Origin of the sequence: Paenibacillus sp. Root52 (assembly GCF_001426865.1) — a bacterium.
Taxonomy (GTDB): domain Bacteria; phylum Bacillota; class Bacilli; order Paenibacillales; family Paenibacillaceae; genus Paenibacillus.
Map to the genome: position 1 here is coordinate 218,789 of NZ_LMFO01000031.1, position 14,466 is coordinate 233,254.

The window sequence follows — 14,466 nt, forward strand, 5'->3', positions numbered from 1 at the left end:
GATATACAAAACGGACTTAATAGTTACACGAGAACGGAGAGGACAGAAATAACGTGAAGAAGCGGAGCGTTCGCCTTTATCCCCAGATTTTCCCTTTAGAGAAGGGAGTTCAAAAAAATCTGGGGATAACAGCGATCGGAAGGTTGTTCTGTCAGCGGAGTGGTAAGAGTAACGTTCTTAACTTCGTTTTATCAAGAGAAATTTGGTCAAGGTAGAAGGAGCGAACGTAGAATGGCGACGATTAAGGATGTGGCAAAGCTAGCAGGCGTAGCGCTTTCGACAGCTTCCTATGCATTAAATGGGGATAGCAAGGTGAGTGCGAAAACGAAGAGTAAGGTGCTTGAAGCAGCACGTGAACTGAATTACCGCAAAAATGGCTTTGCCATGGACCTGAAGCGGAGCCGGACGAATACGATCGCTTTGATTTTGACGGACTTGTCTGGTCCGTATTATTCGGAACTGATTCGGAGTGTGCAAGATGTAGCGCTCGCTAACGGATATGATCTGATTGCATGTAGCTCTATGGGTGAGCGTGATTCCACAGCCGTTCGATTTTTGCGTGAAAAAAGGGTAGACGGTGCGATTATACTCGCACATAACATCCATGATGATATTTTGGTAGAATCAGCCGGATCACGTTTTCCAATCATTGTGATGGATCGTCACCTCTCAGGAGATCATCTGGTAAATGTTCTGGTGGACGGGGAACAGGGTGGCTATCTCGCTACGCGTCATCTGATCCAGGAAGGGCATCGCACCATTGCGTATATTAGTGGACCGTCCAACTCGTATGACAATGCCTTAAGATATCAAGGATATCTTAGAGCCATGCAGGAGGCTGGGCTTGAGGAACGTTCGAAGTGGAAGCTGAGTGGTAGCTTTGTACGTGAAGGTGGATATAGTGCCACCAAAATGATGATGCTGCAAGGTGAGCTTCCATCGGCCGTTTTTTATGGTAATGATGAGATGGCGATTGGTGGCTTGAAGGCATTCGAGGAAAGCGGCATATCTGTTCCGAATGACATTTCCGTCGTTGGTTTCGATGATATTCAGTTGTCGGAATACGTTCATCCTCCGCTTACGACAATCCGTCAGCCTAAGCATGAAGCAGGATCACTTGCCGGACATCTGTTATTCCAGATGCTGAACGGTGAAGCGGTGAATCCATCATATACGCTAACGATTGATATGGTGGTACGACGTTCCGTGCGGTCTGTTCAATCAGGTACTGACACACAGCCTACACAGCCTGCTTAAGGATAGGCGATAGATGCTCATAGTGGCATAGCTTTGGAATATATAAGCAAGATCTGGCTAACATGATTCACGAGTATGTAAAAAATAGAGGGGTTCATCGTCGGGATCAGGCTTAACATGCTCGATCCTCAGGGAATCCCTATTCTTTTTCAGACAATTCGAAACGTTTCGAATTTGAGTTTATATTACATCAAGGAGTGGATAAGATGACAACGATGATGAATGAATCGATCCGGCTGACTGCTGGGGAACTGACATTTTCTTTTTTGAATAGTGGAGATCTGTATCAGGCGACTTTCGGCACAACGATGCTGAACCAGTTGCTTAGCAACCCGATTGATGGATCACTGAATAACCTGTACCTGCGGGTGTTTGAGGGTAGCAACATTCATGCCGTTCCATTGCTGGGAGCGCGCTCGAATAGCAAAGTCGTGAAGAGTAAGTCCTTGCCAAGCAACCAGTTAATCTGGGAGGGCACCGTACCACTGGATGGTATGCAACAAGAGATTGGTTATCAGGTCGTATTTACGGCTACTGCACAGGGGATCTGGTTCTGGGATGTGAAGCTCCAGGGACAATACCATCACGTGGATGTCGTTTACGGACAAGACGTAGGTCTTGCCGATCCAGGCGCAGTACGTAGCAATGAAGCGTATCTGTCACAATATATCGATCACACCGTATTTGAAGATGCAACTAAAGGTTATGTGGTATGTTCCCGTCAGAATCAGCCTCAGGGCGGCGCATTTCCGTATATGCAGCAAGGTTCACTGACCAAAGCAGTAGGTTACTCCACGGACGGATTCCAGTTCTTCGGTCTGTCTTACAAAGAAACCGATAAGCCCGAGGGCTTAAGTCGCCCGGCGCTTGCTAATGAGACGTATCAGTACGAATTCGCTTATACAGCGTTACAGTCGGAAGCCTTGAAACTGGATGGAGAAGCGCAAGTTATCTTCTACGGACTCGCTAAGCCAGATCATCCTACAGGTATCTCTGCCCTGGAATTTGGGGATGAAGTAGCGGCAGCTTGGAATACGGTTCAGGCAGAATCTATCCAGCTTGGAGAGACATTGGAGCAAGTAAAACGGTCTGCACGCCTTGGCGATCCGCTGGTGACGGTTGATCTGACGGAAGAGGAGATTAATCACTTGTTCCCTGATCGGCATCAGGAAGAACGCAGCGGTGACTCCTTGCTATCCTTCTTCACGGGGAGTTACGAGCATATTGTGTTAAAAGCAAAAGAGTTGCTCGTAGAACGTCCGCATGGTCATATCCTGATGAGCGGTGGCAATGTGCAGCTCGGAGCACAGGTTATTACGACAACATCGTATATGTACGGTATTTTCAATTCCCAGCTTGTCATTGGGAATACGAATTTTAATAAAATGATCAGCAATGCCCGCAATGCGCTTAACGTGCCTAAGACAGCAGGACAACGGATCTATGTGGAGCTGGATGGGGTCTATCGTTTACTGACCATGCCATCGCTCTTCGAAATAGGCTTCAACTATGTACGCTGGATGTACAAAACCGATTCGGACACATTCATCATTACAAACTACACGGGTACAAATACAACCGAAGTACGTATGGATGTGCGTTCAACGAGTGGTAAGGCATACCGCTATTTGGTAACGAGCCAAGTGACGATGAATGTGAATGAATATGAGTATCCGCTACATATGGAGCAGGATGGCAATACGTTGATCTTCACAGCAGACTCACAGGCGATTAGCGCAGGCACATATCCTCATTTGCAATATCGAATGACGGTGGAAGGTGCTACCTTTAACGTGGGTGACGAATCCTTGCTGGCAAGTGGTGTACGCAGTGGGAGCGCATCTCTGGTTACGCTCAGTCTGGAGGAAAGTGCTGAGTGGACGCTAACGATCCAAGGGATACTTGAAGGTCAAGCAGAAGGTACGGTAGCAACGCTTGATTCGAGCCTGACGTTTGAAGAAGAAGTTCAGGCGTATCGTGAATTTTTCGCGGGTGTTATGAATGGGTTCCGCCTATCGCGCGGTGAAGGTCAGAATGCAGAGGATCTATTCAAAGTTAATGCGCTGGCATGGTGGTACACACATAATATGCTGGTTCACTACTCTGTGCCTCACGGATTGGAGCAATATGGCGGAGCAGCATGGGGTACGCGGGATGTATGCCAAGGGCCTGTTGAGTATTTCATGGCAACGCAAAAATATGAACAGGTAGCCGATATCATCAAAATGGTCTATACCCACCAGTATGAAGATGATGGGAACTGGCCGCAGTGGTTCATGTTTGATAAATATTTTGCCATTCAACAGGAAGAGAGTCATGGCGATATCATCGTATGGCCGCTCAAAGTACTGGCAGACTATCTGACAGCGACTCGCGATTATGCGATCCTGGATGAGCAGGTGCCGTATACCGTTAAGCATAGCTTCGGATTCACAGAAGAGACGGCAACCGTACTGGATCATGCCAAAAAAGAAATTGAATATATCCGTGCCAACTTCCTGCACGATACATTCTTATCTTCCTACGGGGATGGCGACTGGGATGATACGCTCCAGCCGGCGAATGCTCAGCTGAAGCAATACATGGTGAGCAGCTGGACAGTAGCCCTAACTTATCAGTCCGTGAACGTGCTCTCCCAAGCACTGCAATCTAAGGATGCGGAATTTGCACAGGAGCTTGAAGTGCTGGCACAAGGCATTCGTGAGGACTTTAACCGTTACATGCTAGGTACAGATGTAATCCCGGGATTTGTATACATGGAGGAAGCGGATCAAGCGAAGTTGATGCTGCATCCAACAGATACAGAAACAGGTATTCAGTATCGTCTGCTGCCTATGACGCGCAGCATGATTGGTGAATTACTGAATGCAGAGCAGGCTGAATCACACTATGCACTTATCCGTGAGCAGTTCCTATGCCCAGATGGTGTACGTCTGATGAATCGTCCGGCACAATATGCAGGCGGTGTAAGTACACACTTCAAGCGGGCGGAGCAGGCATCCAACTTTGGACGCGAGATTGGTTTGCAGTATGTGCATGCGCATATTCGTTACGTGGAAGCCATGGCGAAGCTGGGCAAGACGGATCAGGTATGGAATGGTCTGGCGATGATCAACCCAATCGGTATCAATGAGGTTGTGCCGAATGCGGAGATCCGCCAAGCGAACGCCTACTTCAGTAGTTCTGACGGTAAATTCAACACACGCTATGAAGCGCAGGAACATTTTGACCAGTTGCGTAAAGGAACCGTACAGGTGAAGGGTGGATGGAGAATCTACTCCAGCGGTCCTGGAATCTACATGAACCAACTGATCTCGAATGCGCTTGGCATCCGTCAGGAAGGTGGAGATCTGGTGATTGACCCTGTATTGCCAGCAGAGCTGGACGGTATGCAGTTCGAATTCGAGTATGCGGGTGAGCCAGTGACATTTATCTACCACTTGAGTACAGGTGGGGTTAACCGTGTGACGGTGAATGGCCAGGAGATTCATGCGGAAAGCACGATTAACCGTTATCGTCAGGGCGGCGTCTGCATCTCGCAGGAGACATTCAGACAAGCACGTGGTGCTGCAGAGCGTACAGTTATTGATATTTATATGTAATGTGTAATCAGGAGAGAGACAAATAATATACCATCTTGTTGGTACTCTCTTCTGTCCCCTATACACAAAAAAGAAGCCTACCTTGTTCAGTGGAAGTGAGTCTTTCCATTTACAAGAGGGCTTCTTTTCTTTATATATGAGGATGGGAATCCAACGGAATTTAATGAGGCGTTCCAATGCCTATCGCAGTGGAACGGCCAGCACAGTATGCAATAACTCATTGTAACGGATATGCTTCGTCACATATCCATGGCTCTCCAGCCATGTGCACAGTTCATTGAGTAAGGGGAAGTGGCGCTCTCGAACAGCGCGTAGCCACTCTTCCTGTCCGGTGGCCTTAACCTGATCCGTAAATGCATCCCGGTGGTCAGCTTCTGTGAACATAAGGTCAGTGAGGCAGATACGCCCCCGTGAGGTTAACACACGCTGCATTTCCTCCAGTGCCAGTAACTGCTGATCTGGGCTCAGATGGTGAAAGGCGAAGCTGGATACCACAAAATCAAAGGAGTCTCCCTCAAAAGGCAGTGCCAGAAAATTGCCGAGCTTCACATGCATAACAGGATATTTGTTGCGACAGGTACGCAGCATCTCCCGGGATTGATCAATCGCCGTCATATCCGCGCCTCGCTGTAACAGCCTTCCAGCCAAGTTGCCTGTCCCGGTTCCGATGTCCAATCCCTTTTCCCCAAGGATGGGCGAGATCCAATCAGCGGTCTGTTCAAGGGCTTCATCATAGTTGTGGTATAGATCAAGTTGTTCAGATTTGACGTGTTCAGAATTCGCTCTGTTCGTAGCCTGCACTCTCTCATCATGGATGGCGGCCTGTGTATCGTAATTCCAGCGGTCATGCCAATTCTGCCTTGCTTCGCGCAAGCGGCGTGAGCTGTCTGCAAGCACATGAAGGTGACTGACTTCCAGTGGCCCGTCCTGACGATTCAGCTCAATCATGCGTTGGGTGGTATCCAGCATACGTTTGAGTTCGATCCACTGAGCGTACATGACGGCTTGTTGCAGCTCCAGGTATTCTTCCAGCCGTTGCTGATTACCTTGGTCGATCTCTCCGATGGCGTGGGCGATATCCTCAAGTGACATGCCGATCTCACGAAGGGCGGCAATGGTCTGTAAGCGCCATATATCATTCTCCGTGTAACTTCGGTATCCGTTGCCTGTTTGTTTTGCAGGGGATATCAATCCTTTTTCCTCATAAAAACGAATCGCCCTCGCAGATATACCAAGTCTGTCTGCTGCCTCCTTGATGTTCATCCTGCTGCACCTCCTTGTACATTCAGTATAAACCATGACGTTACGTTAAGGTTAAGTGTTGATTGTAGATTATCTGCAAACAGTGTAAGAAAACTGTAGTAGAACGTATAGTCGCTTCAGATTTTAGTCCAGTCTGAGGCTATGCTACAATATAGAACAACGTAGTCTTTACAGCTCTTCCATCGATTCGTGAGATTTCTCTTCAGGGGATGAGTTGCAAGGCTAAACCGTGAAACCAACCAAACTTCTCTATGAGAATGCTGCGATCCGCAGCGATATATTATTGCACGAAAGGTTGCGCGATTATGTTAACAAGCCATACCTATACAATTCGACCATCCGAAATCCAAGACACACGTCAACTCATGGATTTGGATGCCCTGGTGTGGGACAAAAACACGTCACCTGCACCGTTTCATTGGCGGTCTAGACAACAATATCTGCAACATTGTCCTCCGGGTAGCCAGCTACTCGCGGTACAGGGTGAACGCGTGTGTGGTTATGTCGGTTTTCATCCAGCGACAGCAATGCCTGTTAATCAACATGTGTATGAGATTAATATTGCAGTTCATCCCCATGATCGCCGCTGTGGGATTGCGACAGCGTTGATGGATGCGATGAAGCAGCATGCGCGTGAGCAGGGAATTAGGAAGCTACGGTTACGCGTTTTATCGAGTAATCCGGGGGCTATCGCTTTTTACACACAATGTGGCTTCCTAACAGAAGGTAGATTAGTGTCTGAATTTTATATTGACGGGAAATATGTAGACGACATTCTGATGAGTTATTTTATCGAAGCATAAGCGTGAAGGAGGAATAACGATGGATATGGGACTTCAAGGGAAGAAAGCTCTCGTACTTGCGTCGAGTCAAGGATTAGGCAAAGCGGTGGCAGCTCAATTGGCAGCAGAAGGCGCGGATGTGATGCTTGCAAGCCGGAACGAGGAGAAGCTGATGGCGGTTAAGGAAGAACTGCTTGCGGCTGGTGGTGGCGGACGAGTTGAATTTTGTGTAACCGATGTGACGCGTAAGGAAGATATCGAAGCTCTGATCCGCAAGACAGGTGAGTTATTTGGTCAGATCGATATTCTGGTGAATAACTCAGGCGGGCCGCCCTCAGGTACGTTTGAATCGCTGACAGATGAAGACTGGGAGCATGCATTTGAATTAAATGTACTCAGTTATGTGAGAGTGATCCGTGGCGTTCTTCCCTATATGAAGGAGAGCGGCGGCCATATCGTAAACATCGCTTCTACCTCAGTGAAGCAGCCGATTCCAGGGCTAATCCTATCGAACACCTTCCGTACAGGTGTATTTGGTATGGCGAAGACGTTATCACAGGAATTAGCGCCGTATGGCATTCTGATTAATACCGTATCCCCAGGACGAATTGGCACAGATCGGATACGTGATCTGGATGCTGCGCGGGCAGAGCAGAATGGAATTAGTATTGAAGAAGTCGGTGAGCAATTCCGTAAGGAAATACCTCTTGGACGCTATGGACAACCGGAGGAGTTTGCTAAGGCAGTTGTGTTCCTTCTATCTGGTGCCAATACGTATATTACAGGAGCTTCCCTTGTAGTAGACGGCGGTATGGTACGAGCACTCTAGTATAGGTCTGAGTCAGGCGTTAGATATAATGGGAATGCACACTCAAAGGTACATGAAGTACATGAAAGTACAGGACATCAGTCTGTACTAGGTGGAACTCAGATGAGTGAGCAATCAGCCACAGCAAGTTTGACTGATTGCATCGAATCAGACCATTACATTGAGCTAAACCAGTACAGTGAGTATGAATAGGTAGATTGGGCTCGATCCAATACAGTGACGCGATATGCGGCATTTACAAAAAGGGTTATATAGTGAAACCCCCTTTATACCCGATATATCGGAATAGAGGGGGCACTATGCCTTTAAAGATACTTCGTAGTCTGGATGTATATCCATAGTCTATTTTTTCATACCATAACTCCTTATGGATATCACTGATTGTCGTGTAGTTAGTTAAGCAATCATCATCTCGTTAATCAATATTGCACAACAGGATGTTCTATTTACGGAGATCAGAGGCGTTTCAAAATTACTGAGTATGCCTTTTGAAATGAGAGTATATTTGTACGAATACTACAGCTAATCCTACCATTAGTAGTCCTAACACCTCGGCAACTGATAAATTACGATGTAAGATGAGAACATCCAAAACAGCCACCTCCAAGAGCATCAAATTGTTGATTAGACTATTTTCATAGGCTCGCAAGTGTCTTTGGCTCCACGTCCATAAGGAGAATGCCAATGAACCATTAATAATCCCTAGCCAAAGTATGATACCGACAAGTGGCCAAGAGAAGCTTGGTAAACCTTCAAAAAATAGCCCGATTACTAACATCCCGAAGGCACCAATAGCCATGGGCATGAGAACCAGATCACCCGGGTTCGCTTTTCCGTTTTTCAGTAAGTGCCTCGTTAGTGCCAGATGGATAGCATATCCAGCGCAAGAAGCGAGTATTAGAACAATTCCACTAAAGTGACTTCCTCCAAAATCCCAAGGAAAATAGAAAACGACAATTCCAGCCATTGCGACCAATATGCCTAAAAATGATGAGCGACCACGTAACTCTCTGAGCCAAAAAATATCTAGTATAATTAAAACGGCAGTGTTACCAACCGAGAGTATCATGCTCGTTTGTGTTGGTGTAATCAGCATTTGCCCCACGTACTGCAGTCCCTGTGCCATTAGATACCCAGTTACACCAAGAATAACGATATGGTATGGTCGTAATTTGATACGTTCTCTTCTCTTTTGGATTTCCATTTCTTGTGCTGTGTTTGTTCGCTTTATTAGAATCAACCGAACGAGCACCAATGTAATTGCAGAAACGGCATATCGTAATCCAGCTAATGTAAAAGGCCCAATATGATGCTGAAACGCAATCTTATTCAAAATGTAGGATGTTGACCACAGCAAGGTGACTAGAACAGCTGCACCAATGGCGAGAATATAATGATCTCTAACTGTACCTATACGACCTGAGCCTCCGTTAGTCAACAGGCCCACCTCTTTCTTCGTAAACAGTGAACAATTCTCTGATACACTCCTTTGCTTTGGCTAATGTCTGCCAATGAAGATATGTGACTTCCACAACCTCCTCCTCCTATTTAGTAGCACTTATGGTCCGTATGTTATGATTGTATTTAAAATAAGGGGAATAAAAAGAGTATAACTTTCAATTTTAAATATCCCCTTTTATTTGGAGGTGAATCTTCTGCAGTTATCGGAACATTTCTTCAGTCTCAAGAAATTGTTTATCACGCTCGAAAGGCAGATTTCTCAGAAGACGACATTAGAGGAATTGGGCACAGTATGGAACTGCACACCACGTAATGTAAAGTGGATTATCCGTCGTTTATGTACGGCTGGGTGGATCGCATGGTCGCCTGGACTTGGAAGAGGGAATCGCTCAACGCTGACGATATTAACTTCGGAAGCGGAAGTAGTGCTTGCACTCGCTCAGGAAGCAACAATTAAAGGAAAATTTCATGATGGAATAAGATTGCTTGAGAACCACGATGTGGACGATGTCATACGTGGCAGATTTGTACAGTGGCTAGAGGGGCAGTATGGTTACCGAGTAGATAAGAATGAACATTATCAACTAGACACACTGCGTCTTCCCTTTTACCGAAGTATGCCTAATCTAGATCCAGCTTTTGCACTTCGGCGTACAGAGTGGCATATGGCACGGCAACTCTTTGATACACTTCTTATTGAAAATGTTGACAATAACGAAGTCCTTCCTCACTTGGCTTATTATTGGGAAACGGATAACAGTGAGAGTACATGGACTTTTTACATACGTAAAGGCGTACTCTTTCATGACAATACCGAACTCCATGCGAAGGATGTTGTCTATACTCTTGAACGATTAACGTCAACAGATTTTGGGCGAACAGAATGGACTGAGCTTCCATTAGCTAAAATTCGAGCCATAGGCCTATACTGTGTTGAAATTAGTCTGAGCCGACCGTATCACCTTCTTCCACAACTGCTCGCTTCTCCACGTGCTTCAATCCTCCCGCTCTCTTCGGGAAAGCGTTCATCTAGGGAATTTTCACGTTTTCCCATTGGAAGTGGCCCGTTCCGAGTAGTTGAGAACGATGACTCCCAAATTGTTCTTGAAGCCTTTCCTGCTTATTTTTCGGGACGAGCTCATCTCGACCGAGTTGAATTGTGGATCATACCGGAAACACGTTATCATTTATCACCTCTAAAGGAATTAGCTGGGGATACGCTTCCCTATATTCATCCGTTTCAACTTCATCCACGAAACAATCAACAGCCTGACATTGAACAAATAGAAACGGGATGCACTTATATGACATTTCAACTAAACAAGCCAGGACCTCTAGAATATGACGATTTTCGACAATGGCTTAGTCGTTTAGCCAATCCACATCGCATGAGTGCAGATCTTAACAACGATACCTATAGCCCTGCCTATAGTTTTTTTCCTGATTGGAGCATCCTCTCTGAACAAATGTTAGAGCATAAAGAATATACGAACTATAGTTCCGGCTACTTAAAACCAGAGTCAGATTATCTAGATGAGCCACCCTTTCTTCCACAACAAACACTATCCATTCTGACCTATCATATATTGGGTGATTCTCTGGAACGAAACGCTCGCTGGTTTAGCGAACAATGTGATAGATATGGAATAAAAATTAACGTTGAGGTTCGAGATTATGAAGAGTTTATTCGTCCAGAGATTATCGATGCCGCGGATCTTGTATTAGCTAATGCTGTTGTTGATGATAATTCGGTTATTTCTTTTTTACGACTTATGTTTGACGATCGACACGTCGTACGTAGGCACCTATCCCCGGAGATTTACGAACATCTAGACATTAGATTGCGTATGATCGAAGACGAGCCCGAAACAAACAAACGGATTCAAATGACCCAGGAAACGGAACAATGGCTTAGAAATAAACGGGCTTTATTCTTTATGTACCATCTACACCAGTCCACTTACTACGACAAGCGTTTAATAGGTATGCAAACAAACCCATATGGTTGGGCAGATTTTTATGCACTTGCGCTACGACCATCCAAACATTGATGGATTTCGTTCATCAAGAAATAATGAATATTTTGGTTAGCCACTAACCTGCCCGTCAGATTAACGAAAAGACAGCCGACTAATTAGTCAGCTGTCTACGATCAAGGTTAATATTCTACTGATTTTTTTGTTGGGACTCACGATAAACTTATATTTTGTTAATATTTAATCAAAAAAAGAGTTATGAAATGGAGTCGTATGTACTTAATTTAGCGCAGCAGTTCCCATTCATGCTGTAACATGCCATACACAGCGTGGTTCACGTAGCCTTTAGGCAGCTTCTCTGCTTGTCGAATGACGCCCTCTAGCACGAATCCAAGCCGCTCTGGAATAGCTCGACTGCGTTTGTTATTGGTCGCCGAACGAATCTCCACTCGGTTCAGATCCAATGTCACAAGTGCATAATCCACGAGCACACGGCACGCACTGGTCATCAATCCTTGCCCCTCGTAACCTTTTCCAAGCCAGTATCCAATGCTTACGGAGCGATTCGTCCAATTAATTTCATGGAAGCCAATGATGCCTGCAAGCTCGCCTTTTAACCATACACCTGCGGTAAATCCACCATTTTCAGCACCTTGCTTCAAGGCATTGGTAATAAAGTTGGAGGTATGCTCGATTTCGGTCACATGATCCACCCATGGTAGCCAGTGTCTTAATTGATCCCGTGAACGATCTGTAAGTTCAAATAATGGCTTCGTGTGCTCCATCGAGAGAGGGCGTAGTTCGGTATATTCATCCAATGAATAGGTAAACATGAGTGCAACCTTCTTTCTTAGTCAATTTAGGGTTTTAACGGGACTTAAGGGGCAGTTTGCGTTCTAATGCAAACAGATCCTCTTCCAGCGAGGCCATGCGTTGATTCGCCGTAGTGCGTGCGTCAGCGAGGGCCTGATTATATATGTAGGGAGCGAGCTGGGTCATGAACAGATCCAGTACACCCCAAGCTGCCAAATCGCCCAGTTCTTCGCCGCGTTCCTCTTCGAAATACGACTGGATGGTGCGTATGGCGTCATCCTGCTGTTCTTTGGTCAGTTTTAGCGTGTTCAATTGGGAAACCCTCCCTTAAATTCTGGTTTTACTACCATGCTACATGATTCGTGCGCACCCGTCAAAATGGTTATAGGCCTATCTTGAATGCGTTTGATCCTGACTTTGGTGCCGTTCTTTATTGAACTCATCCTCCGTTAAAGGTATATTTAAATGAAACGCGTACGAAACTTTCCAGAAAGCAACATTAATCTGGTTGATGTCTTCGTATATCCAAAGGATGATAGCGGAATTGCTGCAATTCCTGAAGCTCCAATCCATTTATGAAAGGTTTGATAGCTGTGGACAATCGTACCACCCCACCTAACTTTATCAAAAATATCATCACCGAAGATCTCCGGTCTGGAAAAGTCCAGGAAGTTATTACCCGTTTTCCTCCGGAACCGAACGGTTATCTGCATATCGGACATGCCAAAGCAATTTGGATTAACTTTGCGCTGGGCGGCGAGTTTGGCGGCAAGACAAATCTTCGCTTTGATGACACGAACCCGGTTAAGGAAGACGTAGAATATGTTCAATCCATCCAGGAAGACGTGAAATGGCTCGGATATGAGTGGAACGAGAAGCGTTTTGCCTCGGATTATTTCGATGAGATGTACAATCGTGCGGTCTTGTTGATCCAAAAAGGAAAAGCTTACGTTGACGACCAAAGCGCCGACGAAATTCGTCAAATGCGCGGAACGCTGACGGAGCCAGGCAAGAACAGCCCGTACCGTGATCGCTCGGTAGAAGAGAATCTTGATCTGTTCACACGTATGCGTGCAGGCGAATTCAAGAACGGAGAGAAAGTGCTGCGTGCCAAGATTGATATGGCTTCGCCAAACATCAACTTGCGTGATCCAGTGATCTACCGGATTTCTCATGCACACCATCACAACACAGGTGACAAATGGTGCATCTACCCGATGTATGCTTTTGCACACCCGCTCGAAGATGCTATTGAAGGTGTGACGCACTCCCTCTGTTCCCTAGAGTTTGAGGATCAACGTCCATTCTATGATTGGGTAATTGCTGAGTGCGAGATGGAGAGTCAACCACATCAATATGAGTTTGGTCGCTTGAATCTGTCCCAGATGGTGACCAGTAAACGGAAGCTGAAGCTACTTGTAGACGAAGGTCATGTAGATGGATGGGATGATCCACGTATGCCAACAATCTCGGGTCTGCGTCGTCGGGGTTATACTCCAGAAGCTATTCGTGATTTCGTATTTGAGACAGGCATCTCTAAGAGCCAAGGGGTTATCGATATTCAAACGCTAGAGCACTTTGTACGGGAAGACTTGAAACTGAAAGCTCCGCGTACGATGGCAGTTCTGCACCCACTCAAGGTTGTTATTACCAACTACCCTGAGGGTCAAGTGGAGTGGCTTGAAGCTGAGAATAATGTGGAGAATCCAGAGATGGGTAACCGTCAAATTCCATTCTCCCGTGAGATTTATATTGAACAAGATGACTTTATGGAGAATCCGCCGAACAAATATTTCCGTTTGTTCCCTGGCAACGAGGTTCGTCTGAAACATGCTTACTTCATCAAATGTAACGATGTGATTAAGGATGCAGAAGGTAATGTGATTGAAATTCACTGTACCTATGATGTGGAGACGAAGAGCGGCAGCGGATTTACAGGTCGTAAAGTAAAAGGCACAATCCACTGGGTGGAAGCGACCCAAGCGGTACCTGCGGAGTTCCGTCTGTACGAGCCACTGATCTCGGCTGAAGCACCAGAAGTAGACAGCGAGCCAGAGGTAGTCGTAGCTGGGGCTGAAGCTGAAGTTGTGGAAGAACAACCTGAAAAAACATTCCTGGATCAACTGAATCCGAATTCGCTTGAGATTGTACACGGATACGTGGAACAGGAGATGAAAGAGGCGAAGCCTCAAGATAAATTCCAATTCTTCCGTCACGGCTACTTCAGCGTAGATCCGAAGCATTCCGAGCCAGGTCGCCCGGTATTTAACCGCGTGGTATCACTCAAAAGCTCATTCCAACTGCCAAAAGCATAAGGTTGATGGATGAATTGAGGATCTGTTCATCAGCGTGCTGGTGAGCAGCCGAGTTATAAGATAAAGAAGGGGCATCCTTTGTCATGGTTATCATGACAGGGGATGTCTTTTTAGTTTTTTAGGGGGAGGGTTAAGTTCGGGTTCAGGCGTAGACTGAGCATAAGTGTA

At 46.1% G+C, this 14,466-nt stretch carries 10 protein-coding genes; 6 read left to right on the plus strand and 4 right to left on the minus strand.

The window, feature by feature from the left end:
* Nucleotides 1–231 precede the first annotated feature (231 nt).
* The gene (locus ASD24_RS25885) at nt 232–1,257 is read left to right on the plus strand and encodes a LacI family DNA-binding transcriptional regulator (protein ID WP_056702067.1); all 1,026 of its coding nucleotides are present in this window, start codon (nt 232–234) and stop codon (nt 1,255–1,257) included.
* A gap of 206 nt (nt 1,258–1,463) precedes the next feature.
* On the plus strand, nt 1,464–4,859 hold the full coding sequence (locus ASD24_RS25890; protein ID WP_056702069.1) for a GH36-type glycosyl hydrolase domain-containing protein: 3,396 nt from the start codon (nt 1,464–1,466) through the stop codon (nt 4,857–4,859).
* 180 nt (nt 4,860–5,039) lie between these two features.
* On the opposite strand, the gene ASD24_RS25895 is transcribed toward ASD24_RS25890, so the two are convergent.
* Nucleotides 5,040–6,122: a MerR family transcriptional regulator gene (locus ASD24_RS25895; RefSeq protein WP_056702071.1), complete on the minus strand. Its 1,083-nt coding sequence runs from the start codon at nt 6,120–6,122 to the stop codon at nt 5,040–5,042.
* A 305-nt stretch (nt 6,123–6,427) separates the two neighbouring features.
* On the opposite strand from ASD24_RS25895, the gene ASD24_RS25900 reads away from it, so the two are divergent.
* Nucleotides 6,428–6,925, plus strand: coding sequence for a GNAT family N-acetyltransferase (locus ASD24_RS25900; protein WP_056702073.1), 498 nt, complete (start codon nt 6,428–6,430; stop codon nt 6,923–6,925).
* 19 nt (nt 6,926–6,944) lie between these two features.
* A complete protein-coding gene (locus ASD24_RS25905; protein WP_056702075.1) occupies nt 6,945–7,733 on the plus strand; it encodes an SDR family oxidoreductase in 789 nt (262 codons plus the stop codon).
* Nucleotides 7,734–8,205: 472 nt separating this feature from the next.
* Here ASD24_RS25905 and ASD24_RS25910 read toward each other — a convergent pair whose 3' ends face one another.
* Nucleotides 8,206–9,171: a DMT family transporter gene (locus ASD24_RS25910; RefSeq protein ID WP_056702077.1), complete on the minus strand. Its 966-nt coding sequence runs from the start codon at nt 9,169–9,171 to the stop codon at nt 8,206–8,208.
* Between the two features lie 208 nt (nt 9,172–9,379).
* On the opposite strand from ASD24_RS25910, the gene ASD24_RS25915 reads away from it, so the two are divergent.
* Entirely contained in the window at nt 9,380–11,245 is a 1,866-nt protein-coding gene (locus ASD24_RS25915; protein WP_162248976.1) for an ABC transporter substrate-binding protein, read from the plus strand.
* Between the two features lie 209 nt (nt 11,246–11,454).
* On the opposite strand, the gene ASD24_RS25920 is transcribed toward ASD24_RS25915, so the two are convergent.
* Both ASD24_RS25920 and ASD24_RS25925 read right to left on the minus strand, forming a co-directional pair.
* Entirely contained in the window at nt 11,455–12,003 is a 549-nt protein-coding gene (locus tag ASD24_RS25920; protein ID WP_056702081.1) for a GNAT family N-acetyltransferase, read from the minus strand.
* Nucleotides 12,004–12,037: 34 nt separating this feature from the next.
* Entirely contained in the window at nt 12,038–12,295 is a 258-nt protein-coding gene (locus tag ASD24_RS25925; protein WP_056702083.1) for a DUF2164 domain-containing protein, read from the minus strand.
* Nucleotides 12,296–12,558: 263 nt separating this feature from the next.
* Between ASD24_RS25925 and ASD24_RS25930 the strand changes: the two genes are divergently transcribed.
* Nucleotides 12,559–14,298 carry a glutamine--tRNA ligase/YqeY domain fusion protein gene (locus tag ASD24_RS25930; RefSeq protein ID WP_056702086.1) on the plus strand — a complete coding sequence of 580 codons (1,740 nt, stop codon included), beginning with the start codon at nt 12,559–12,561 and terminating at the stop codon, nt 14,296–14,298.
* Nucleotides 14,299–14,466: the final 168 nt, after the last annotated feature.